The sequence below is a fragment of the Ferrimonas gelatinilytica genome (assembly GCF_039544205.1).
In the GTDB taxonomy this organism is placed as follows: domain Bacteria; phylum Pseudomonadota; class Gammaproteobacteria; order Enterobacterales; family Shewanellaceae; genus Ferrimonas; species Ferrimonas gelatinilytica.
The window spans coordinates 155779-180332 of the sequence record NZ_BAABLF010000004.1; the positions used below are offsets into that span (position 1 = coordinate 155779).

20 protein-coding genes are annotated in these 24554 nt (G+C 57.4%); 15 read left to right on the plus strand and 5 right to left on the minus strand.

What is annotated here, in order from left to right; genetic code table 11:
* Positions 1-73: 73 nt before the first annotated feature.
* The gene (gene cyaY / locus ABD997_RS02095) at positions 74-391 is read left to right on the plus strand and encodes an iron donor protein CyaY (RefSeq protein ID WP_345315356.1); all 318 of its coding nucleotides are present in this window, start codon (positions 74-76) and stop codon (positions 389-391) included.
* 35 nt (positions 392-426) lie between these two features.
* Here the strand turns inward: cyaY and moeB are convergent, their stop codons facing one another.
* Positions 427-1185, minus strand: a complete 759-nt coding sequence (gene moeB / locus ABD997_RS02100; protein WP_345315357.1) for a molybdopterin-synthase adenylyltransferase MoeB — start codon at positions 1183-1185, stop codon at positions 427-429.
* Positions 1185-2411: a molybdopterin molybdotransferase MoeA gene (gene moeA, locus ABD997_RS02105; RefSeq protein ID WP_425557033.1), complete on the minus strand. Its 1227-nt coding sequence runs from the start codon at positions 2409-2411 to the stop codon at positions 1185-1187. Before moeA ends, moeB begins: the two co-directional genes overlap by 1 nt.
* A gap of 239 nt (positions 2412-2650) precedes the next feature.
* Here moeA and ABD997_RS02110 point away from each other — a divergent pair, with 239 nt between their 5' ends.
* From ABD997_RS02110 to ABD997_RS02120, 3 genes are all read left to right on the plus strand, one after another.
* On the plus strand, positions 2651-3331 hold the full coding sequence (locus ABD997_RS02110) for a 7-cyano-7-deazaguanine/7-aminomethyl-7-deazaguanine transporter (RefSeq protein WP_345315359.1): 681 nt from the start codon (positions 2651-2653) through the stop codon (positions 3329-3331).
* A 131-nt stretch (positions 3332-3462) separates the two neighbouring features.
* Positions 3463-4146, plus strand: coding sequence for an HD domain-containing protein (locus tag ABD997_RS02115; protein ID WP_345315360.1), 684 nt, complete (start codon positions 3463-3465; stop codon positions 4144-4146).
* Positions 4143-4601, plus strand: coding sequence for a GNAT family N-acetyltransferase (locus ABD997_RS02120; protein WP_345315361.1), 459 nt, complete (start codon positions 4143-4145; stop codon positions 4599-4601). The genes ABD997_RS02115 and ABD997_RS02120 overlap by 4 nt, the downstream gene beginning before the upstream one ends.
* A 134-nt stretch (positions 4602-4735) precedes the next feature.
* Here ABD997_RS02120 and elbB read toward each other — a convergent pair whose 3' ends face one another.
* The gene (gene elbB, locus ABD997_RS02125; protein WP_345315362.1) at positions 4736-5392 is read right to left on the minus strand and encodes an isoprenoid biosynthesis glyoxalase ElbB; all 657 of its coding nucleotides are present in this window, start codon (positions 5390-5392) and stop codon (positions 4736-4738) included.
* Between the two features lie 446 nt (positions 5393-5838).
* Here elbB and polA point away from each other — a divergent pair, with 446 nt between their 5' ends.
* Positions 5839-8583 carry a DNA polymerase I gene (gene polA, locus ABD997_RS02130; RefSeq protein ID WP_345315363.1) on the plus strand — a complete coding sequence of 915 codons (2745 nt, stop codon included), beginning with the start codon at positions 5839-5841 and terminating at the stop codon, positions 8581-8583.
* Between the two features lie 756 nt (positions 8584-9339).
* Here polA and yihA read toward each other — a convergent pair.
* A complete protein-coding gene (gene yihA, locus ABD997_RS02135) occupies positions 9340-9969 on the minus strand; it encodes a ribosome biogenesis GTP-binding protein YihA/YsxC (protein ID WP_345315364.1) in 630 nt (209 codons plus the stop codon).
* A gap of 171 nt (positions 9970-10140) precedes the next feature.
* Here yihA and ABD997_RS02140 point away from each other — a divergent pair, with 171 nt between their 5' ends.
* The 8 genes from ABD997_RS02140 (at position 10141) to ABD997_RS02175 (ending at position 18525) form a co-directional block, all read left to right on the plus strand.
* Complete coding sequence (locus ABD997_RS02140) at positions 10141-10770, plus strand: c-type cytochrome (protein ID WP_345315365.1); 630 nt, start codon at positions 10141-10143, stop codon at positions 10768-10770.
* A 1493-nt stretch (positions 10771-12263) separates the two neighbouring features.
* Complete coding sequence (locus ABD997_RS02145; RefSeq protein WP_345315366.1) at positions 12264-12899, plus strand: class I SAM-dependent methyltransferase; 636 nt, start codon at positions 12264-12266, stop codon at positions 12897-12899.
* A 36-nt stretch (positions 12900-12935) separates the two neighbouring features.
* The gene (gene yihI / locus ABD997_RS02150; RefSeq protein WP_345315367.1) at positions 12936-13460 is read left to right on the plus strand and encodes a Der GTPase-activating protein YihI; all 525 of its coding nucleotides are present in this window, start codon (positions 12936-12938) and stop codon (positions 13458-13460) included.
* Between the two features lie 15 nt (positions 13461-13475).
* Positions 13476-13925, plus strand: a complete 450-nt coding sequence (locus tag ABD997_RS02155) for a DUF2489 domain-containing protein (RefSeq protein ID WP_345315368.1) — start codon at positions 13476-13478, stop codon at positions 13923-13925.
* A gap of 166 nt (positions 13926-14091) precedes the next feature.
* The gene (gene hemN / locus ABD997_RS02160) at positions 14092-15462 is read left to right on the plus strand and encodes an oxygen-independent coproporphyrinogen III oxidase (protein WP_345315369.1); all 1371 of its coding nucleotides are present in this window, start codon (positions 14092-14094) and stop codon (positions 15460-15462) included.
* A gap of 104 nt (positions 15463-15566) precedes the next feature.
* Positions 15567-17318: a DUF885 domain-containing protein gene (locus ABD997_RS02165; RefSeq protein WP_345315370.1), complete on the plus strand. Its 1752-nt coding sequence runs from the start codon at positions 15567-15569 to the stop codon at positions 17316-17318.
* Entirely contained in the window at positions 17318-17623 is a 306-nt protein-coding gene (locus ABD997_RS02170) for a DUF1244 domain-containing protein (protein ID WP_345315413.1), read from the plus strand. The genes ABD997_RS02165 and ABD997_RS02170 overlap by 1 nt, the downstream gene beginning before the upstream one ends.
* Positions 17620-18525, plus strand: a complete 906-nt coding sequence (locus ABD997_RS02175; protein ID WP_345315371.1) for an alpha/beta fold hydrolase — start codon at positions 17620-17622, stop codon at positions 18523-18525. Before ABD997_RS02170 ends, ABD997_RS02175 begins: the two co-directional genes overlap by 4 nt.
* A 7-nt stretch (positions 18526-18532) precedes the next feature.
* Here the strand turns inward: ABD997_RS02175 and ABD997_RS02180 are convergent, their stop codons facing one another.
* A complete protein-coding gene (locus ABD997_RS02180) occupies positions 18533-21037 on the minus strand; it encodes a putative bifunctional diguanylate cyclase/phosphodiesterase (protein WP_345315372.1) in 2505 nt (834 codons plus the stop codon).
* A 395-nt stretch (positions 21038-21432) separates the two neighbouring features.
* Between ABD997_RS02180 and ABD997_RS02185 the strand changes: the two genes are divergently transcribed.
* Positions 21433-23163 (plus strand): zinc dependent phospholipase C family protein, encoded by a 1731-nt coding sequence (locus ABD997_RS02185; RefSeq protein ID WP_345315373.1) that lies wholly within the window; start codon positions 21433-21435, stop codon positions 23161-23163.
* A complete protein-coding gene (locus tag ABD997_RS02190; protein WP_345315374.1) occupies positions 23160-24185 on the plus strand; it encodes a hypothetical protein in 1026 nt (341 codons plus the stop codon). Before ABD997_RS02185 ends, ABD997_RS02190 begins: the two co-directional genes overlap by 4 nt.
* Positions 24186-24554: the final 369 nt, after the last annotated feature.

Here is a 24554-nt window from a genome sequence, read left to right on the forward strand (position 1 = left end):
CGGGGTGCCGATTTTTTCTGGATTGGCCGTATAATCGCACTCAGTTTACGCCAAATGCAAAAGAGAGCCTGAAATGAGCCTGGACAGCAGCACCTTCCACCAACTCGCGGATGATGTGATCACCCGCATCACCGATGCCATCGACGACAGCGAGCTGGAGCTCGATTACGATCAGGCCGGCAGCGTGCTGGAACTGGAGTGCATCGACGGCACCCACATCATCCTCAACAAGCAGGAGCCGCTGCGCCAGCTCTGGCTGGCCACCAAGTTCGGCGGCCACCATTACGATTTTCGTGATGGTCAGTGGATCGATGACCGCAGTGGCGACGAGCTGTTCAGCTTCCTCAGCGCCGCCGTAGCCAAGCAGGGGGGGGAATCCCTCACCTTTTAACGCCCTGACCGGCGCACCCGTTCAGGGTGCGCCTCTCAACCGCACACCGGACAGCCCGGTCGCTTGGGCAGCTTCATCTCGCGAAACTCCATGGTCATGGCGTCGATCATCAGGATGCGACCAGAGAGGGTCTTGCCCATGCCACTGAGCTGCTTAACCGCCTCGGTGGCCTGCAAACATCCCACCATCCCCACTACGGGGGCCAGGATCCCGCTCTCGACACAGGAGAGCTGCTGCTCCCCGAAGAGGCTGGCAAAACATTGGTAGCAGGGCTTCTCTTCGGCATAGTCAAACACCGTTACTAGCCCCTCCATACGGATAGCGGCGGCGGAAACCAGGGGGACCCGATACTGGTGGCAGCAGCGGTTCAGCGCCTCACGCACCACCAGGTTGTCGGTGCAGTCGAGCACGATGTCATGGGCTTTGACCTGCTCGGCCAGCTCAGGATCCTCCAGCAGGCGATCGATCACCGAGATCTCCACGTGGGGATTGAGACCCGCCAACTCCTCGGCGGCAGACACGGCCTTGTTGACGCCGATACGCCGATCCCGATGCAGCACCTGCCGCTGCAGGTTCGACAGCTCCACGTGGTCAAAATCCACCAGGGTGAGGTGGCCGATCCCCGCGGTTACCAAATACTGGGCTGCGGCGCAGCCGAGCCCGCCAACCCCGAGCACCAGCGCCCTGGCCTGTTTCAGGGCCTCCTGGCCATCGATATCAAAAGCGCGGATCACGATCTGACGGTTATAACGCATCAGCTCCTGATCGGAGAGGATCTCCTCCATGTCGCTCATCACAGGCCTCCCCCCAGCTGACCGCTGAGGGCGGCGTTAAAGGGCTCGACCGTAACCTGTGCGCCGATCGGCTGATCGCCGCTGTCCCGGGGCAGCACAATGAAGCAGTTGGCGCGGCTCATGGAGGTGGTCATGTCGGAGCCCTGGGCGCCGGTGGTGGTCACTTCGAGCACCCCGGCGGCATTACGGGAAAGGATCCCGCGCTGGTACTCCTGTCGCCCGGGGCCTTTTTTGATGGGGTCCTGCAGCGTCGCCTCCAACGTCAGCGCCGGTGCCCGGCGCTCCCCACCCAGGTGAGCCAGCAACGGCTGCACTAGCTGGTAGCAGGTCACCATGGAGGAGACCGGGTTCCCCGGCAGACCACAGAACCAGGCGTTAGGGAGCCGACCGAAGGCGAAGGGTTTACCGGGCTTGATCGCCAGCTTCCAGAAGTTCACCTGCCCCATCTCATCCAGCACCGTCTTGATGTAATCCGCCTCCCCCACGGAGACGCCGCCGGAGGTGATCACCAGGTCGGCACGGGCATCCGCCTCGGCAAAGGCGGCACGCACCGCCGCCAGGTCATCGGGGATCACCCCGAGATCGATCACGTCGCAGTGCAGGGTCTGAAGCATGGTGCGCAGGGCATGACGGTTGGAGTCGTAGATCTCCCCCGGTGCCAGCGCTGTGCCCGGTGCTTTCAGTTCATCGCCGGTGGAGAACAGCGCCACCGTAATTTTTGGCCTTACCGGTACCTCCGCCACGCCAACCGTAGCCAGCACCCCGATCTCAGCGGCCCCGATGCGGGTGCCCGCTTCCAGCACCCGTGTGCCGGCTCTCAACTCGCTGCCCCTGTCGCGGACAAAGGCTCGGGGGCGGACCGCCTCGGCGAAGCTGGCCATCTCCCCCTCCCGGATCACCACCTCCTGCATCACGACACTGTCGAGCTCCGGGGGCAGAAACGCCCCCGTCATGATGCGGACGCACTCACCGGGGCCACATCCGCCCTCGAAGGGCACACCTGCGAACGCCTTGCCTACGACCCTCAACCGGGTCGGCCCTGTCACCTCTTCGGCACGAACCGCATAGCCATCCATCGCCGAGTTGGCGAAGGGGGGCAAGTCGATGGCCGCTTCAATATCCTGGGCCAGCACCCGGCCCGCGGCCTCTTCAAGGGGCACCCGCTCCACGGCTGTAAAGGGCGTCACCGCCGAGGTGATCTTCTCTATGGCATGGTGGGGCAGCATCAAGCCCGGTTGGTTGCAACAGTCTTGGCTCACGTGTGGGGTTCCTCGTTCGACCGGGAGTGAATATCTGAGTTATCGTCGATTATGCCACCCTGCCCTCAACTTGGAGCGGGGCGGATCACATTCGGCTTGCATTGCCTTCGACACTGCCTATAATTTCGCCCTCTTTTCATCCGGGAGCAAACTCCCGGGTCGTTTTCCATCGGGTTCCCTCACCCCGCCAATCAAAAAGGTGACAGATGCAACCGCTTCATCCGGCGCAAACCCGTCGCGCCCTGCTGATCCTGATCAGTTTCCATATCTTCATTATTGCTGCCTCCAACTACCTGGTTCAGCTGCCGTTTCAACTCTTCGGCTGGCATACCACCTGGGGCGCTTTCAGTTTTCCTTTCGTCTATCTGGCCACCGATCTAACGGTTCGGATCTTTGGGGCCACCGCCGCCCGACGCATCATCTTCGCGGCCATGGTCCCGGCGCTGGTGATCTCCTACCTGGTTTCCGTAGTCTGGCTTGATGGTCGCTACGTGGGCCTCGGTGGTCTGGCCGAGTTCAACACCTTCGTCGGCCGCATCGCCCTGGCCAGCTTCTCCGCTTACCTGCTGGGGCAGTTGATGGACATCAAGGTATTCGCCCGGCTCCGCCAACAGGCGGCCTGGTGGGTTGCCCCCGCCGCCTCCACCGTGGTCGGTAACCTGGTGGACACCCTGGTGTTTTTCTCCATCGCCTTCTACGCCAGCAGCGATCCCTTCATGGCGGAGCACTGGACCGAGATCGCCATGGTGGACTACGGCTTTAAGCTGATGATCAGCCTGATGCTGTTCCTGCCCGCCTATGGGCTGCTGCTGCGGGTCATGAGTGAGCGACTGCTCAAGCCTGCCCAGGCTCACGCCATCCTCGGCGAAACCCGCCCCGCAGCCTGACCAAGGTGCGCCACCCCGAGGTGGCGCACCACCGCCTCAAATCGGCTTCCCAAGGATGCAAGCTCAGTGATGGACAGGTAAACTCCGTCGCTCTTTGTCTCCCGATAGATGCTGAGTAGGAGCGCGTATTCATGACCCGGCCCAGTACCCCACCCCTTGATTCCATGCCCTTCAATCGCCAGTGGCGACTTCAGTGCCAACGCTGGGCCGAGGCCGCTGGCAGTGACGGTGCCCATAACCTGGCCCATATCCAGCGGGTAGTGGTGACCGCGCAGCGACTGGGACAGCAGGCCGGCGCCGAACTGGCGGTGATCCTGCCCGCCGCCTGGCTGCATGATGTGGTGCTGATCGACAAGCGCGACCCGCGCCGGTCACAGGCCTCGCTGCTGGCCGCCGACAAGGCGGTATCCCTGCTGACGGAACACGGCTATCCCCGGCAGTACCTGGACGCCATCCATCATGCCATCGCCGCGCACAGCTGGTCTGCCGGGATAGAGCCCACCACGCTGGAAGCGCAGATCGTTCAAGACGCCGACCGACTCGACGCCCTGGGGGCGATCGGCCTGGCGCGCTGCCTGATGCTCGGTGGTGAGTTCGGCAACCAGCTCTACCACAGCGAGGACCCCCTGGCGTCCTCGCGTCCCCTGGACGATGGCCAATACTGCCTGGATCACTTCTTTACCAAACTCCGGCACCTGCCCGGCCAGTTGCGCACTGAGGCGGGCCGCCAAGAGGGAGCGAAGCGCTGGGCACTGATGCAAACCTTTATCGATCGCCTGCAGCAGGAGATCGCCCAACCCGGAGAAACCTCATGATCCCGATGACGTTGCGGGATGCCCCGCTGGAAGAGATCGCCGCACTGACGGCGCAGATCCCCGAGTTCGATCTGCCCTATCAACTCCCCGATTACCAGCAACGTCTGGCCGATACCCCATATCGGGCCCGGGTGATGGAGGTGGCCGGGGAAGCTGCGGGTTTCATGGTGGGCTACGCTCGCGATGATTCGGAGTTCTACTGCTGGATGGCGGGGGTTCTGCCGGACTTTCGCCGCCTGGGTCTCAGTCAGCTGTTGCTGACCGACCACATGGAGGCCGCCGCCGAAGCGGGCTACCAACGCCTGACGGTCAAGAGTCGCAATCGCTACCCCGCCATGCTGCGCCTGCTTATTCAGAACGGCTTCCACCTGGTGGCGCTGGAGAAGCGGGGCGATGATCCGCAGGATCATCGCCTCCATTTGGAAAAAACTCCCTCCACAACTTGCGAAGGCTAATGATATTGATTATCGTTTGGGTGCGTTCCAAGCCGATGAAGTGCTCACCTTCATCTTCCATGACGCACATTGCTCAAGCTCACACCTTCGGCCAGCCCTGTGCTGGCCATTTTTTTGCCTCGATTTCCGGTGCTTCAATCACACCATGACAGTACCTTTGCCACCAGTGACTCAACGCTGGCCGCGGCCTCGGTGATGTCACCCGCCAGCATGTAGGCGGGGCTGGAAACGATCTTATGAGCCTCATCCACCACGACCTCATCCACCGGACAGTCGCAGTGTTTCCCCCCCATCTGGTTGTAAGCCTCAGCCACGCCAAGATCCGTGCCTATGGTGCCCAATACCCCCTCGCCCACGATCTGCGGCAAGAGCACCGGTGAAATACAGAGGTAACCGCTGGGCTTGCCGGCGGCAACAAACTCCCGGGCTACCCGGAGCACATCCTCCTCCACCTTGCAGTCGCTGCCCGCCACGGCAAAATCGCAGAAGTTCTTCGCAACCCCGAAGCCACCGGGCCAGATCACGCCGTCAAATTCCGACATAGACAGGGCGCTCAGGGGCTGGATCTCTCCCCGGGCGATGCGCGCCGACTCCACCAGGATATTGCGCTGCTCCCCCTCCATCACCTCACCACTGAGGTGGTTCACCACCTCGCGCTGGGGCCTATCCGGGGCAAAGCATTGGTATTTCGCTCCACTGCGGGCCAGGGCCAACAGGGTCAATACCGACTCATGGATCTCACTGCCGTCGAAGACACCGGATCCGCTCAACACTACCGCTATCGTTTTCATCCTGACTCTCCCTTGATTTTCAGTACCAAAAACTGATCGATATCCCCATTTAAAATTGTTTTAACATTTTTTGCACCCCCCTCTAGATCTGGTTATTTTCTATGCTACATTGATGCTCGACCATCAGGATGGAGCCTGGTGCTGTACCTCCTTCTCGACACCCTTTGCTGCCATGGATGACGCAGCTATCCACAAAGGGTTGATGATCACCTCGACAAACTGCTACTGCTTGCGATCTCGCGGCCAAGCCGCGCGGCTAAACGCTTTCAGATAATTGCAAGGATCCTCATCACGGATCGCCGATCGTTTGTCCACAGCATCTGTACACAAACTTATCCACAGCTTAATTGCTGCGTTTTGTCATGCGCTTACGGCGGCGCAAAAGCTGGTTTGACGCCCCCTGGCATGGCATCCTACTGGCCTGACTTACCAACCTGATCAGCCCAATGTCCGCGAGCGAACGCAAACCCCTCATCCTGGTCGATGGCTCCTCCTACCTCTACCGCGCCTTCTACGCGCCCCCCCACCTGACCAACTCCAAGGGCGAGCCCACCGGAGCGGTTTACGGTGTGGTCAACATGCTTCGCAGCCTGCTGCGCAAGCATAAGCCCAGCCACATGGCGGTGGTTTTCGACGCCAAGGGGAAAACTTTCCGGGACGAGCTGTCCGCCGACTACAAGGCACAGCGGCCGCCGATGCCGGACGATCTCCGCAGTCAGGTCAAGCCACTGCATGCCATCATTCGCGCCCTGGGCCTGCCGATGATCGTTCACGAAGGGGTGGAAGCCGATGACGTTATCGGCACCCTGGCGGTGGAAGCGGAGAAAGCGGGCTACGAGGTGCTGATCAGCACCGGGGATAAGGACATGGCCCAGCTGGTGACCGACAAGGTCACCCTGGTCAATACCATGACCGATACCTACCTAGACCCCGCCGGTGTGAAAGAGAAGTTCGGCGTCGGCCCGGAGTTGATCATCGACCTGCTGGCCATGATGGGCGACAAGGTGGACAACATTCCCGGCCTGCCCGGGGTCGGGGAGAAAACTGCCCTGGCGATGCTGCAGGGTATCGGCAGCCTGGAGCAGATCTACCAGGACGTGGATGCCGTCGTGCCGCTGGGGTTCCGTGGCAGCAAGAGCATGCCGAAGAAGCTGAGCGAAAACAAAGAACTTGCCTTCCTGTCCTACAAGCTGGCGACCATCAAACTGGATGTGGCACTGGAGGAACATCCTGAAGACCTGAAGATCGGGGAGCCGGATAATGATGCCCTCGCCAAACTTTACGGTGAGATGGAGTTCCGGCGCTGGCTCAGCGAAGTGCTGGACCAGGGTTCGGTCACCAGCCAGATCCAGCAGGATGACAGCACCCCGGCCTCCATGCAGCAAACGGAGCATGAGCTGATCCTAAGTGAATCACAGCTGGACAGCTGGATCGCGAGGCTTAAAGAGGCACCGCTGTTTGCGCTGGATACCGAGACCACCAGCATCGATTACATGGAGGCGGAACTGGTGGGTCTCTCCTTCGCCGTCGAAGCGAGTAAGGCCGCCTACCTGCCGGTGGCCCATGACTATGAGGGTGCGCCCCAACAGCTGGACAGGGAGCGCGTTCTGGCCAAGCTCAAACCCCTGCTCGAGGATGTCGACGCCAAGAAGGTGGGACAGAACCTCAAATACGACATGTCGGTGCTGGCCAAGTACGGCATCACCCTGCGGGGGATCGCCTTCGACACCATGCTGGAGTCCTACTGCTTCAACTCCACAGCGGGCAAGCACAACATGGACGACCTTGCCCTGAAGTACCTCGGGCATAAAACCATCCACTTCGAGGAGATCGCCGGCAAGGGCGCCAAGCAGAAAACCTTCAACCAGATCCCGCTGGAGCAAGCCGCCCCCTATGCCGCCGAAGATGCGGACATCACCCTGCGCCTGCATCAACACCTGATGCCGCGGCTGGAAGCCCTCGAGGGGCCACTTCGGGTATTCCGTGAACTGGAGATGCCCCTGGTTCCCATCATGTCGCAAATGGAGCGCCACGGCGTACGGCTGGACTGTGACAAGCTGCACCAGCAAAGCAGCGAGATCGCCGCCAAACTGACCCAGCTGGAGAGTCAGGCCCACGAGATCGCCGGTGAGGTGTTCAACCTGGGCTCCACCAAGCAGCTGCAGACGATCCTGTTCGATAAGCTTAACTGCCCGGTCATCAAGAAAACCCCCAAGGGGGCTCCCTCCACCGCCGAAGAGGTACTGCAGGAGTTGGCGTTGGACTACCCGCTGCCCAAGGTCATTCTTGAGCACCGCAGCCTGGCCAAGCTAAAGAACACCTACACCGATAAGCTGCCGCAGATGGTCAAGGGGGAGGGGCGGGTGCACACCTCCTACCATCAGGCGGTCACCGCCACCGGTCGCCTCTCCAGCTCGGATCCCAACCTGCAGAACATCCCGATCCGCAGCGAAGAGGGGCGTCGTATTCGCCAGGCCTTCATCGCCGAGCCCGGCTGCTGCCTGTTGGCAATCGATTACTCCCAGATCGAGCTGAGGATCATGGCTCACCTCTCCCAGGATCCGGGTTTGCTGGATGCCTTTGCCCACGGCAAGGATATCCACCGGGCCACCGCCGCCGAAGTGTTCGAAGTCCCCTTCGACGAGGTGACGACGGAGCAGCGCCGTCGGGCCAAGGCGGTGAACTTCGGCCTGATCTACGGCATGTCCGCCTTCGGCCTGGCTAAACAGTTAGGTATCCCGCGCTACGAGGCCCAGGCCTACATCGATACCTATTTCGAGCGCTACCCCGGTGTCCTGGCGTACATGGACCGCACCCGGGCACAGGCCCGGGAGGACCACTACGTCGAGACCCTGATGGGACGCCGCCTGCACCTGCCCGAGATTAACGCCCGCAACAAGATGCGTCAGCAAGCCGCCGAGCGCACCGCCATCAACGCGCCGATGCAGGGCACTGCCGCAGATATCATCAAGAAGGCGATGATCCTGGTGGATGAATACCTGCAACAGCAGGAGAGTTCGGAGATCCGACTGCTGATGCAGGTACACGACGAACTGGTGTTTGAGGTCCAGGAGGAGAAACTGGCGGCCCATCAAAAGGTGCTCTGTGAACTGATGGAGCAGGCCGCAGAGCTTGACGTGCCACTGATCGCCGAAGCCGGCAGCGGCTGCAACTGGGACGAAGCCCACTGATCATGGGGCCTGCAGCGCCGGGGGAGGGTGATCGACACCACAGAATTGTCCCCTCGCCCGGCCGAAGCCTATTCCACCTGGGGTCGAAACGTTATCCTTTGCGAGTAGGGTACAGAGGTAAGATGTTCTTCTTTCCAACCTGTTTTGACGGCACTGGCCGTCGCCAACATTTGGCCCCCGGTGACTTCAGTCACCGGGGTTTTTTATGCCCGAAGCGCTAAGGCGGCAGGGTGTGACCGGATCCACACGCCATTTTTAGAGTAAATGCTTTAACCTGGTTTTTTCCTGCGCTATATTGTCGCCACGTGTTCAATCCTCGCGGTTGGAGCGTCTTGTTATCGTTTATTGGAAGGCTTGTTCTAACAACACCTTTAACCCGGGGCCCCTTTGGCCACCGGGTTTTTTTATTCTCATTCAGGCGCTTCACGATGGCGTCGCGGGGCCCCGCTTCCAGGTCCAGGAACCGAAACGAAGAGGCCACGCCTCGCAATGGGCTTGCGCTCACCACGGCAGTGACTCCGCAGCCTCCCCCGGATAACGCCTCCGGGCACAGGGCATCGGGCAAAACCGGGTCGAGGTCCGTGAGATAAAACGGGAAAGCCTGAGGTTACCCAAGTCTCGGGTTCAGGCCATCACGGAGGATGAAGAGAGGGGGGAGAAGGGAGCTCATCACAGGGGGCATTGCCCCCCATCAGGTACTGCCGCCAGTGCCAACCCTCGGCCTGGAGACAGTAACCCAGGCTCTGGGTTGGCGCTTTAGAAAGGCTGCGTTTCGTCGTCGTGACGCTGGAACCAACCGTTAAGCACCGCCAGGGCCGGCTCGCGACCCGTCCCTTTGAGGGAGGAGAACAGCTGCACCGTGACCTCTCCCTCCAGTTCCGCCAAGGTTGCCTTCACGGTTCTGAGGGTTTTCTGCTTCTCCGCCTGCTTCAGCTTATCGGCCTTGGTCAGCAGCACCAGCACCGGCATCTGCGCCGCCACGCCCCAACGAATCATATTGAAGTCCAGATCTTTAAGCGGGTGACGGATATCCATCAATACCACCAGCCCCTTAAGGCAGCGACGCTCCTCCAGGTACTGGGCCAGCTTCTCCTGCCACTGCAACTTCATCTCCAGCGGCACCTTGGCAAAACCGTACCCGGGCAGGTCGATCAATCGCTTGTCATCGTCGAGCCGAAACACATTGATAAGCTGTGTGCGGCCCGGTCGCTTACTGGTGTGTGCCAGGCCGCGATGGTCGGTTAAGGTGTTGAGGGCGCTGGATTTACCCGCGTTGGAGCGGCCGGCAAAGGCGATCTCCATGCCCTGGTCGTCGGGCAGGTGGTGGATATCCGGCGCACTGGTTACAAAGTGCGCGCGGCGAAAATCGATGGTCTGTTCTGACACGTAAGTCTCCATGGGGCCGTGCTGCCTGAGCGGGATTAGGCTCACAAAATGCAGCAACTCTTAGATCTGGCATCGGTTTTGTGTAAAATGCCTGCAGCATGCTCCCTCCATTTTAACAGGCGAGTGATGCGGCAGGGAAAGAAACGCTTAAGAAGAAAAAGTTGGAACATCATGAAAAAGTTTGCTGTTGCCCTCGCTGTACTGTCCACCCTCTCCACCTCAGCCATGGCCGAAGGAGATCCGGTCGCTGGCCAAGCCAAAGCGGCCACGTGCATCGCTTGCCACGGAATGGACGGAAACAGTCCCATCGATCTTTACCCCAAAATCGCCGGCCAGCATCAGGACTACCTGATCAAGCAGATCAAAGAGTTTAAGCTGGCTGCCCAGACCGGTGGCGCACAAGGACGCCATGATCCTGTCATGAGTGGTATGGCCATGATGCTGGCCAGCGAGCAGGACATCGCCGATGTCGCGGCCTATTATGCCGGTCAAACCATCTCGCCTGGCGCGCCGGCCAGCGAAGAGGTGCAGAGCCGTGGTGAAGCCCTCTACCTGGGTGGCGACCTTGAGCGCCAGATCACCGCCTGTTCCGCCTGTCACGGTGCCGACGGCCAGGGCATGAGCCTGGCGGGTTATCCGGCCATCGCCAGTCAGCACAGTGCGTACATCAAAGGTCAGCTGGAGAAGTTCCGTCAGGGCCAGCGTCACAACGACCTCAACGGCATGATGGGCGATGTTGCTAAAAAGCTGAGCGACGAGGAGATCACCATCTTGGCCGACTACATCCAGGGGATGCAGTAATCCTATCGCCTCTACCGGCAGATAAACGGGCCTACGGGCCCGTTTTTTGTGGCCCAAGCTTCGTAAGAGCTCGAAGAATAGGCATCTCCGCCCCCATTTCCTCAATGGGTGGTTAAAATCACCACAAAAGTCGGACTTAAAGCGCGATTAAACTGCCATGGGAATGTAAGAGATTGTCCCTTTTTCCATACTGCGATCACGCTTTCATTTATCCAGAATTTGATATTTTCAAATAAATTTCAATGTTTTAATTGTTTAACAATTAAAATCATCCCTTTCACTGGATTTTAAAAAAGTTGCGATCTAGCTCAAACTGGGTAAAGTGAGCGTCAACAGGGCAGGGTGAGCGGTCATGGAATGGCTGTTACCTCCTTCGTCGAGGACTCGCAGGATGTGAGTCATGAGATCTGCAAGGCGCTCTGAAAGGACAACACAAGTCGCAGAGCTTGGCCCCAGGGAGTTGGGGAAAAGGAAGCTTCACCATCAGGACGATGTTGGCCACGGGGAAACGTGGCGATTGCCGTTAGGGAACGACGGACCCCCAAGGAAGACCCAATAAGCGTCAAGGCTGACCAAAAACAAGAAAACGGCACGGAAGCGCGCAAAAATAAAATGGAATCAGACCGGGAGCGTCACTAAGCAGGAAAGGATCCCCTGATTAACTATACAGAGGTGTGTCGATTGGCACCCCGACAAGGCGACAGGTTACCCCTGTCGCCTTTTTTATTTCCTGCCGAATCCCACCACAGATCCCTCCAAAATCGACGCGTTCTTCCAACGTTTACGCCAAGAGTTCAGTATCAAATGGCTGATACCACCAATGCATCCGCTTACGCCTTCGTTTGGGGTAAAGAATAATCCCAGCCAACTGTAAGAGATCGACCATGATATACCCCAACCATTTCTCGATCTGAGTCACAAGAAAACTGCTATCTACATATTTTTCAGCTATTTAGAGATTTAACAATTTTCATCCTTACCTTCAGGACTCAAAACCCAAGTTGCGGCAGTGCGTTATCTCGGTAAAGTACGCAGCAACAGGGAGGGCCACAGTCCAGGAGCGGCTGCTGGCGACGAGGGAAATGAGCACGCAGGATGCGAGCCATGAAACCGGATGTCACCCTGAGAGCGGAGCTCGCAAGCCGGAGGGCTTGACCCCAGGGAGTCAGGGGATGCCACGGAAGATATGACATCAGGACGATGTTGACCACGGGGAAACGTGGGAATTGCCGCCAGGGATCGACGGACCACCAGGGAAGATCCAATAAGCGTCAAGGCTGACCAAAAACAAAAAACAGCACGGAAGCGCCCAAAAATAAAATGGACCAGACCGGGAGCGTCACTGAGCAGGAAAGGAACCCCTGATTAGCAATGTAAAGGGGTGTCGATTGGCACTCCGATGAGGCGACAGGCTAACCTGTCGCCTTTTTTATTGCCCATGCCGACACGCCGGCACGGTATAATGGTGACTCGACCTAGCGCCAGGAAGTCCCATGCTCTGCCCTCTGTGCCACCACGACGACACTCCCCACTACCACCAGGACAAACGCCGGCACTATTTTCAGTGTGCCCGGTGCGCTTTGGTCTTTGCCGACCCCAGTGCGTTGCTGCCGACGGCCGCAGAGAAGCAGGTCTACGATCAGCACGAAAACCACCCGGATGACCCGGGTTACCAGCGCTTCCTATCCCGCCTGGCGGATCCCCTGCTGGCCCGTCTCTCCGGCTCACAACAGGGACTGGACTTTGGCTGTGGACCCGGTCCGGCCCTGGCGAACATGCTGCAGCAAAGCGGTCATAAGGTCGCCCTCTATGACCCCTACTACGCTCCGGATAGAACCCCTCTGCGCCAACGCTACGACTTTGTGACCTGCACCGAAGCGATCGAACACTTCTACCGTCCGGCACGGGAGTGGCAGTTACTGATGGATCTGCTCAAGCCCGGCGGCATACTGGCGATCATGACCAAGCTGGTGCGCAGCCCGGAAGCCTTTACCCAATGGCACTATAAAAACGACCCGACCCATGTGTGTTTCTTCAGCAAGGCGACCTTCCGTTTCCTGGCCCGGCAACACCACCTCAGTGTCGAATTCCACGGCAATGACGTCATCCTGCTGCAAAAACCGGCATAATCTGGTATAAACGCCGGCCCTAATGGAGGCTATCCCATGACCCGAATGAAAAAATCCCGCAAAGTGAACACCAACGGTCCGAACCGACCGCCGCGGGAAAAGAAACAAGAGAAGATCGCCAGCAAGAAGGCGGGCAAAGGCCAGAAGGCCGGTAATCGCCACAGCGGCACGGCTGTGAAACAGGCGGATAAGGCCAATGCGGCCCATGACCCGCGCCTGGGCAGCAAGAAGGCGGTTCCGCTGGTGCTGGACAAAGCGAGTGCCCCCCAGCCCCGGAACCCGGTGTCCCCGGAGAAGGAGCTGAGCAAGCTGGAAAACGACGCCCGCCTGCATACGCTGCTGGAGCGCGTTGAGGATGGCGAAGTGTTGGCCCAACATGACCAGTTCTACCTGGAAACCACGTTGGCCCGCATCGCCGTGCTGATGGACGAGCTGGGGATTCAGGAGTCGGCGCACGACGCACCTGATCCCTCTGCCGACAAGCGGGAGCAGCTCGATGACGAGGATCTCTTCGCCCAGTTCGAGCAGGGTGAAGACCTGCTGAAGCAGTTCAAAGAGTAAGGGAGGGAGACCCCCATGACATTACAGGGAAGTCTTGTCCTGCTGGGCAGCCTCATCATCCTGGCCCTGGCCGCTTATGCTGCCCGATTGCTCTGGCAGCTTCGTCAGCAGAAGCGTGCCCAACAAGCGGCCCGGGCTCAGCGCAGCAGCGAGCTGCACTCCCAGATCCTGCTGATCGCCAAAGCCTGCCACCAGGAGCAGTGCGAGCCCGCCGAAGGGGCATTACGCCTGGTCAACTTGTTGCGTGGCTTACCGGGACACACTCCGGAGCACTGGCGCGCCCTCTACCCGGACCTGCACGCGCTGTATGACAAGATCGCCGACCACCCGATTCTCGACGCCCGCAAGGCGCTCAAGCGCAATGAGCGTATGCGACTAGACTTGGAGCGAGAGCGATGGGAAGACCAGCTCGGGCCGGCCATGCTGAAGGATCTGGAGCGGTTGCTTGAGGCCCGGTGGCCCTGAGAGCAACGAATAGATGCAGTACGGTTCCCTCGGGAACCGTTTTTTATGGTCGAATGTTGAGTTTGATCGCACCTAAACAACAAAGTGGCAAAATCCCGCTCATGCACTGTGGTCTGACTCAACAAAAGCGGCATAATGCCAACAGATGCATTAAAGGAGTGACCCCGTGCAGGACAAAATCAGCTGGAACCAGGCCCTGATCGAGAAATATAACTATTCCGGGCCCCGCTACACCTCATACCCCACTGCGGTGGAATTTCATCCTGACTTTACCGATTCCCAGCTCGATGCAGCCATCCAGGGATCGGACAAAACTCACCTGTCGCTCTACCTGCATATCCCCTTCTGTCATAAGCTCTGCTACTACTGCGGCTGCAACAAGATCATCACCCGTCACGCCCACAAGGCGGATCAGTACCTTGACTACCTGGAGCAGGAGATCAAGAACCGGGCGGACAAGTTCCAGCACTACACAGTGACCCAGATGCACTGGGGCGGTGGCACCCCCACCTTCCTCAATGGTGATCAGATCCGGCGACTGACCGGGTTGCTCAAAAGCCACTTCCGTTTTGCCGATGAAGGGGAGTTCTCCATCGAGATCGATCCCCGTGAGATCGATCTGAGCTTGCTGGATGTGCTCAAAGAGGTGGGTTTCAACCGCATCTCCGTTGGCGTTCAGGACTTCGACAAGCGAGTTCAGGCCGCGGTGAACCGCGAACAGGATGAGCAGTTCATCTTCGACCTGGTCGATGCTGCCCGAGAGCGGGGTTTCCGCTCCACCAATGTGGACCTGATCTACGGCCTGCCCCACCAGACGCCGGAAAGCTTCCAGGCCACCCTGGAGCGGATCAAAGATCTCAGCCCGGATCGCCTCAGCGTCTTCAACTACGCCCACCTGCCGCACCGGTTCGCCGCCCAGCGCAAGATCCATGACGAGGATCTGCCCACCCCGCAGCAGAAGCTGAAGATCCTAGAGAACAGCATCAATACCCTGACCGATGCCGGCTACCAGTTCATCGGCATGGATCATTTCGCCAAGCCCGATGACGAACTGGCCCGCCTGCAGCGCGCCGGCAAACTGCACCGTAACTTCCAGGGTTATACCACCCAACCGGATGCGGACCTGCTCGGCCTCGGCGCCTCCGCCATCTCCAGCATCGGCAACGCCTACGCTCAGAATGCCGTGGCCCTGAAGGACTACTACCAGGCGATGGATCAACAGGGGCATGCACTGGCCAAGGGCTGCCTGCTCGAGCGCGATGACTTTATTCGCCGTGACGTGATCAAGCAGCTGATCTGCCACTTCACCCTGGACAAGCGGACCATCGAAGCCCAGTGGGGCATCGAGTTTGATGATTACTTCGCGGAAGACCTGGCCCTGCTGGCCCCCTTTATCGAAGACCAGCTGGTGACCCATGAGGGGCCGATCATTACCGTGACGGCCCAGGGCAACCTCCTGATCCGCAACATCTGCATGTGCTTCGATCGCTACTTCCGCGATAAGGCCAGACAGCAGCAGTTCAGCCGGGTTATCTAAACCGGGCTGGCATAGTAGCGCCACCGCCATACCGGCGGTGGCGCTTTTTTGTGCCCTTCGGGTACACTCAAGCCCTCAAGGAGAACTCGCAAAAGGATAGGATCATGCCCTCTCTCGGCAAAATGCTGCTCTGTAGCGGAGCCCTGCTCTGCAGCAGTGTGCTGGCCGGCTGTGCCGGAAACCCCACCTCGGAAGCCCACCTCGACACCCTGATGGACCAGGCTTGGCAGCTGCAGCTGACGCGCGACCCGCAACTGGCACAGCGCTTCGGCGATGAGGCGGCCGCCAGCCGATTGCCGGACCTGAGCCCCGCCACCCTGGCCGCGCAACAGGCGCTTGCTGAGGCACTGCTGGACCGGGCCACGGAGCTGGACCCGGCGCAACTGGACACCGAGCAGCAGGCAGACCTGTCGATGCTGCGCTACCAACTGCAGGACCAGGTTGACCGCTACCACTATGGCGCCCACACCATGCCGATTTCGGCAGAGAGCGGGTTCTACGCCTACATCGCCAGCTTTGCCCGAGGCACCCGGCTACAGACGCCGCAACAGACCCAGGCCTATCTGGATCGCCTGGCCGCCCTGCCGGACTATTTCGACCAGCAAACCCGCTGGATGCGCCAGGGGCTCAGCAGCGGGCATACGCTGCCCCGTGTCGTCCTTGATGGCCTGGAGCAGAGCATCGCCGCCTTTATCACCACACCGGAACAGAGCCTCTACTACCAGCCACTGGTCCCCCTGGAGGATGAGAGTGCCAAAGCCCGGGGGCTGGCGTTGATCCGTGATGGTGTGATCCCCGCCTACCGGGCGTTCTACCACTTTTTCGTCAACGAGTACCGTCCCGGGGCGCGGGAAAGCATCGCTGCCACCGCACTGCCAAACGGCGAGGCGTTTTACGCCAACCGGGTTCGCCACTACACCACCCTGGAGATGGACGCGGAGGAGGTGCACCAGTTGGGCCTGTCAGAGGTGGCACGGATCCGGGCCGAGATGGCGGCGGTGATCGCCGACGTGGGGTTCGAGGGCAGCTTTGCCGAGTTCCTTGCCTACCTGCGTACCGATCCACGTTTCTATCCAGACAGCCCGGATGAGTTACTGCGCTACGCCGCCTACCTCGCCAAGCAGGCCGACGCCATGCTGCCGCGTTTCTTCGCCACCCTGCCCCGCACCCCCTACGGCATCAAGCCGGTGCCGGCAGAGATCGCCCCCAAGTACACCACAGGGCGCTACGCCGGCCCCTCGGCGGATGATCAGCCCGGCTACTACTGGGTCAACACCTACGCACTCGACAAGCGTCCCCTGTACGAGATGGAAGCCCTGACCCTGCACGAAGCGGTACCCGGCCACCATCTTCAGATCGCCCTGAGCCAGGAGATGCCACTACACCCGCTGCGCCGCTTCAGCTACATCAGCGCCTTCGGCGAGGGTTGGGGGCTTTACGCCGAGAAGCTAGGGCTTGAAGGTGGTTTCTACCAGGATCCCTACAGCAATTTTGGCCGTTTAACCTACGAGATGTGGCGAGCCGCCCGCCTGGTGGTGGACACCGGTATGCACGCCAAGGGCTGGAGCCGACAGCAGGCGATCGACTTCCTCGCCGCTAACACCGCCCTGTCGCTGCACAATGTCACTACGGAGATCGACCGCTACATCGGTTGGCCGGGTCAGGCACTCTCCTATAAGATCGGGGAGTTAACCCTGTGGCGACTGCGCCGGGATGCCGAGCAGGCCCTAGGAGCCGAGTTTGATCTGCGCCAGTTTCATGACCAACTGTTAAGTGCAGGCAGCTTACCTTTGCCGCAGCTGCAACAGCGTATCGAAGATTGGATCCAACAACGCCGGGAGGGCACCGCCTCATGATGGAAAAACAGACCGAAACCGAGATCCAGGCTGCCGTGCTGCGGCGCCTGCTGAGCCACCTGGACAACCACAAGGAGGTTCAGAACATCGATTTGATGATCCTCGCCGACTTCTGCCGTAACTGCCTGGCCAAGTGGTACCTGGCGGAAGCGGAGCAGCGCGGAGTCACCATGGACTACGATGCCGCCCGGGAAGCGATCTACGGCATGCCCTACAGCGAGTGGAAAGAGAAGCACCAGAAAGCCGCGACGCCGGAGCAGTTGGCCGCCTTCGAGGCTCGCCAACAGGCTAAAGCCGAGCAATGACGCTGGATCAACTGATGGCAGGCTGTCCACTCTGGCGCCAGACAGAGCAGGGCCGCCTCATCGGCGTCGACGGCATCCCGCTGAGCTTCGGTATCCTGCGCCATCCTGACGCCCGCGGCGCAGTGGTGATCAGTAACGGGCGGGTGGAGAGCTACCTCAAGTACTGGCCCTGGGTACAGTGGCTGCACCGCCAGGGCTTCAGCGTCTACCTCTGGGATCATCGCGGCCAGGGACTCTCCGGCCGAATGCTCAGCAACCCCCATATCGGCCATGTCGAGCGCTTCGATGACTACATTGAGGACATGGCCCGGTTCTACCAACAAAAAGTGCTCCCGGATGGGCACCGGCATCACTACCTGCTAGGGCACTCCATGGGCGGAGCCATCGGCGCCCTCTATCTCGAACGCCATCCTGATCATTTCGAACGCGCCCTCTTCACCGCCCCGATGTTCGGGATCCGGCTGCCCGTACCCCGGGCGCTGATAAAGCCGGTCAGTGCGGTTTTAACGGCCCTGAAGCCCCACCATTACGTCCCTGGCGGACACGATTACGACCCCGTCCCCTTCGAAGCCAATGAGCTGACCACGGACCGACGGGAGTATGAGCAGTTTCGCCAGCTCTACCGTGACTGGCCCCCGCTGCAGCTCGGGGATCCCAGTAACCAATGGTTGCAGCAGGCCCTGAGGGCCACCGAACGTTTAGGTCGGGCCGAGATCGTCACGCCACTGAAGATCCTGCAGGCGCAGCAGGACACCATCGTCAGCAATGTCGCCCATCACGCCTTCTGCCAGCGCCAGTCCCAGCACCAGTTACATACCCTGGACGGGCGACATGAGCTGCTCATCGAGGCGCAGGCGGTTCGCAAGCAGGTTCAGCGGCACCTGCTGGAGTGGTTCCGATAACCACCGCTCACTGGGCATCCAAATGGGCCGGTCGCCCGCCCGGCGCAGCACGCCCATGGGACTTAAGCAGCGCCAGGAGATCATCCACCGGTTGTGGCGCCCCAAACAGGTAACCCTGGTAACGGGGACAACCTCCCTGGCGCAGCACTTCAAGACACCCTTCATCATCCACCCCTTCCGCCATCCACTCCAGCCCAGTGGCGGCCGCCAGCTCCATCTGGGCCACCAGCAGGGGGTGTCCATCCAGACCACCGGAACCGCACACGTAGCGAGTATCGAGCTTGAGCCTTGTGAAGGGGATCTGGGGCATTCTCGACAAGGGAACAAAGCCAGCACCGAAGTTATCCAGCGCCAGTCGGACGCCCAGCCCACGAAGCTGGACCAGCACCGACTCCAGCTCCGGCGTCAGCTGGGCCAGCTCAGACTCGGAGAGCTCCAGCACCAGCATCTTCGCGGTCAATCCGTGTTGGGCTAGGTGATGCTGCAGACGGGAGGCCAGGGGAGGCCAAAGCAGTTGTCTTGGGCTGACATTGAGCATCAGCTCATCCAGGCCGAAGCGCCTCAGCACCGCCAGATCCCGGCAGGCCCGCTCCAGTTGCAGCTCCACCAGATCGTGGCAAAGTCCGTAACGGTGCGCCACCGGCAGGAACTGCCCCGGTGCGATATCGCCGCGCTGGGGATGGTGCCACCGCAACAGCGCTTCGGCGCCGTGGATCAAGCCATCGGCGTCCACCACAGGCTGGTAGTGAAGCGCCAGCTCGCCCTCGCTCAGGGCTCTACCCAGGGCGTCACGCAGCCACAACCGGCGACGTACCTGCTGCTGCATCTCGCTGCGGAACAGGCAGTAACCGCCGCGCCCCCGGGACTTGCTCTGGAATAGAGCCAACTCGGCTTGCCCCAGCACCAGATCACTGTTCACCTCTGGACCCGGTTGCACCAGTGTCAGGCCGATGCTGGTGCCCATATAGAGGCTTTCCCCGTCCAGTAGCCAGTCGCGGCTGCAAACATCGAGCAACTGCTCTGCCAGGTTCTGAGCCTGGACCACCAGCGCTTCCTGGTGGGGATCCAATCCGGTGAACAGGAGAGCAAACTCATCCCCGTTGAGGCGCCTGACCAAGGCCACCTGGGGGTAATGCTGCTGCAACCGCGCCAGCAGCTGCGCTAGGAGTTGATCGGCGTTCCTGTGGCCATAGACGTCATTGACCAGTTTGAAATCATCCAGGTCCAGGTAGGCCAGCAGGGCATACTCACCCTCCGATGGCTGCTGAAGCATCGGGGTCAGCTGGGCCACCAGCCCGGTGCGGGAGAGGCTAACATCATTGCCGAACTGCCGGCTGCGCAGCGCCATCTCATCGGTAATATCCAGATGGGTACCCACCATGCGACTGGGTCGCCCCTGTGGGTCCCAGTCCACCACCATCGCCCGGTCCTGGACCCAGATGTAGTGGCCATCACGGTGGCGTAAGCGGTGGGTATTTTCAAACAGGCCACCCTGACCAGTCAGGTGGGTTCGAAGTGCCCCCAGCACACGATCGCTGTCTTCCGGGTGCAAACGCTTCTCCCAGGCCCCAAAGCTGCCCACCAGCTCATCGTCACGAAAACCGAGCATCGCCTTCCAATGATGGGAGAAGAAGACCCTGTCCTGGCCAATCTGCCAGTCCCACACCCCTGCCTTGATACCCTCCAGTGCATACAACCAGCGCTGCTCGCGATCCGACAACTGAACATACCCCTGCCGTAGACGGTGATTTGCCTGCTCCATGGTGTCGCTCAGCTTGGCGATCTCGCCGACCTGCCAGCCAGAAAGTGATTGCCAGCGGGGCTCACCCAGACGCAGCGCCTGCTGACGCAGCTGCTCCAGGGGGCGAGCCAGGTAGTAGTAGCCCAGCCAGAGCAACCCAAGAAGCAGCGCCAGGGCGAAGCCCCACAGCCGGCCTAATCGTTCGAGAAACAGAGACTGGCTAACGGCATTAAGCGGTGTCAGATCCTGCTCAAGGTAGATGAGGCGGGGCGCCATATCGGACTTAAGCTGGGCCAGGGGGAAGTAGAGCTGGAGACTACCCCTCTGTAGCGCGGGTTGAAAGTGGTGACGACCGCTGAGTACCGCCGTCCGTGCCAGCTCCGAGCGGTAGCCATCGAGCAGACGTTCGGCCTGGCCGCCACGCCAGACCAAGCGGCTGCCGAAAAATATTCTCTGTTCCCGATCGATCACCGCGGCCGCCAGCAGCTCCTCCTCCTGGGTCCAATGAAGCATCGCCATCTCCACCACCTCGCCCGCTTTGCGCGGGCCGGCGGAGACCAAAAGCTGCTCCATCTGACGGGCGCGCTGGAGCAGCAGGTAGCGCTGCGCTTCCTGCAGATGCTCCCGCATCTGGTCGCGCCCCTGAACAAAGTCGAGCATCACCAGGCTAACGAGGCAACCTGCGAGCAACACTGCGATCAGCAGGGGCAGAGAGAGGGGTGGGAGGCGACGCCGAACCAGGGATTGGCCATCATTCCGTGTCGTCGACAAAGGGACTTTCCTTCACTTCCTGTGTGTCGCCCTAGCATAACCGTGTCTGTGTATGAGGCAAGCCTGTCGGCATCCTTAGCCCTAAAGCCCACCTCGGCACTAGTGTATCGGCACAATAGAGTTTGTACACAAGGCAGGGCCAGGAGCAAAAAAGTTTGTACATAGTGAGTCTGGGCATCTCTTTGGTGAGGTCTTGAACAGACCTGACCGACCTAATCATCTACGGATTCTCATGTTGCCACGCTAGACTCCAAAAGCAATCAACAGAACCTCGTGGTGTACTACAGTTGCCCTGTGCACTTTATATCGGAAGCATCCTAATTATTTAACATATTGCATCCTTAGACTTTTCGCTCTCTCCTTCCGAGTACTCTATCTAATTTGGACAACTAATTATGGCTGGTTTCTTCACTCACTACCTTGCACTTGAACAAGCTATATTAAGCAAACAATTAAATCCTGACATAATAAAATTGATTCAGCAAAATAGGATGTACGCCAATTGGGGAAGCATCGGCCCAGATTACCTTTACTTCCATCCTGATGATTGGCAGCAAGTCGGCCATGTATATCGGTTATGGCGCGATATAATGGGGCCATTATCAGAAGTCATGCAAGCATTGCATTATCTGAGCAATAAAACATCATTACCAATAAACGATTTAACCCAAGGTGCTGTCGATGACGCAAAAGCAGTAATACTATCAGTCAAAGCATTATTTTTCACCAAGCTGTTCGAATATGTAAATGAAAGATTTGACATGTATGAAAAATTTGCCCCTCCGATATATAAGAACCCACAAGGAGATAAAAGCAATAAAAACGGCCTTTGGTGGTGGTCAGACATAGCTCACTCCAAATCAAGTACTGACTACTTAAGATGCATGTGGAAATATGCATCATCCACACATGGACGTACGAGGAAAGAACTCTTTGCATATTGCTTTGGCTATGCCAGTCACATGGGTGTGGACATAATTGGTCACCCTTACGTCAATTATATCGTTGGAGGTCCATACAGACTCCACTGGAGAAGACATGCTTACGTAGAAAAGATTTTAGATGCTTATCTATGGAACCAAATAAAGAATCAATCAGTTACTGATAGCAGTTTACATCACCAGTTCATATTTGATCCTGAAAAACTAAGGCAGGACATGCCCGGCAATCTGAATAAAATGATCACACACTGCATGAATTCAGTTTACAACTCATATGGAAAACCAGTAATGAGATCAGATGACGTTGATGCCATGTATGAGTTATATAACTCTTGGATAAAAGGAACGACTCATTTTGGCATGTTCAATTTGCCAAAACCTGATTTTGATTTAGGTGATATAGAAGAAAGTATTAGAGATAGCGTTAAAAAAATAATAGATAATATAACCAAACATAACCCGCCGCTACCTCCAAACCTCAATCCAGCGACCATACTGGCTTTTCTTATAGGGTTGGTGGGATATATAGAGAAGCTACTTGAAGCAGCCTATGAAATAATAAAGATAGTTGTGACACCAGCTTCAGTGGCCGTCAAATTTATATTATACCAAGTTCTAACACTGCTCTTCGATGCATTTAAAAATATACAGCTAGGGTTAGCTATAAAAGGTTGGCTGTATCCCAGGCCAGAATGGCTAAGTCAATATTTCAGCCATATTATTTACCCCCAGAAATGGCCTGAAGGCGGCAACAGCATATATCCATATGAACATTGGACAAATGGTGCCAATGAGCAGACATATCATATCTATCATCCCGCAGCTTGGATGGCTAGCAACAGCAGCATAAAAATAAACCAAGAACTTCCCCCAAAAGAACCTTATATAAAAAACACAGCAGTTGATTATTCTGCATATAGAAACTTGATTTTTACAGATAGCAATGATGTTAGTCATGCATATTTATTAAAGAATAGTTGCGGAGTACACACTATATCAAGTCAATGTTCTGCAACTTCAGCAGCAATATGGCTAATGAATTCTTTAGAGGAAAATGGGGCAACCGATATACCAAACTTTAACTTAGATGGTGATCGAGGATTTTTGCATGGACCATGGACCGCAAGCAGAGATAACAAAAAAAGCCAATGGAAACCTGGAGATATATCGGAGAGCTGCATATGATTATTTCAGAGGATTCCTCTACCCCTCCTGTGCACGTTTTACTAACGCCTGCAGATTCAGACTTTCTTAACGCATATAATACATGCAACGGCTCTTTTAACGAATTGGTAGATACATCACAACACTCTCGGTTCAACAATCATTGGTGTGAGTCAAGGTCAATCCAGCCTAGTATAAAAAATGGTGTCTTGAATATCGGTTACCAGATTTCCAACACAGGCAACGGAACTTCCGTTTTCCCCAAGATCACGGTTGTAGTTATCTCGCCAATATTATCAGTTTCGTCAAATAGGGCAATTATCAAGCATCATGTTGCAGAAGATATCATGGTTGATGGCGGTCCATTACTATCCGGGGAGTCAAGAACTGGAAATATATCAATTGAAGTAAGAGAAATTTCATGGAAAGTTGACAAGGCAGATGATATTGACCAGATCTATATTATTACTCATGACCCCATATATGACAAGATAGATGCTAACACATTACACTTTATCAACCATGTTAAAAGCATCCCAAGTCGCTCTTTACCTGACAGAAGGCATTTTCTACTTCCAGAATCAGGTTATCGATCTAGTATTAGAATATCATGCTGGAGTAACCACAACCGCAAGATAACATTTTCCAATTCAAAAGTTACCTTCGAAAAAAACACTGCATATTGGTACCATATTGATGCAAGCTATAAGCTGGATGCATCAATGCGATATAGGTTATTCATCCATAACAAAGGATTAATTATCGAACCCTTTGAAATAGATGATTCATTAGATAACAAAAGTATCTTTGGTGGCGAAGTGACTAAACATGACATACATGGTAAGGACTTATCTCTGGCTGTACTTGAAAGGTACCGTCCATTACTTCGAATTGATTCATCCGACACAAGCAGATGTACAAGCAGCTTAGTTAATTATGGTTCGTCAGAGTTTATATCATTTCACTTCCATAGTTTCCCCCAAGATCTCATCCCCATACATTATGTTAATGTGAGGATATATAAAACACGGTGGGTAGATTAACTTATAATCAACAAATGAATTCTCACTTCAATTAAAGGTATTAATCTTGAGCATTACCTGTTTTCAACCTATTTAAAATACTGCCCTTAGCTATGGGTTGCATCCTGTTTAATTAGTATTATTCTTGTGTATAGTAAATTTGTACGCTGCAATTGTGTTCGACAACTCTACATCGTTGTCGGGGATTTTCTTGTCGTAACGCGATACTAAGTTGAAGCAGAGGCAAGGGTTGTCCCAACTTCGCTGCTCACCAGCCAAGTCTGAACTCAGCTTCCATCGACGAATACTATAGCACCTATCAGTAACAACCCATGGGCTGTGTGCTGACCTGACCTCTGAAAGGGGCCCTTACAGACGCAAGTTCGTAAA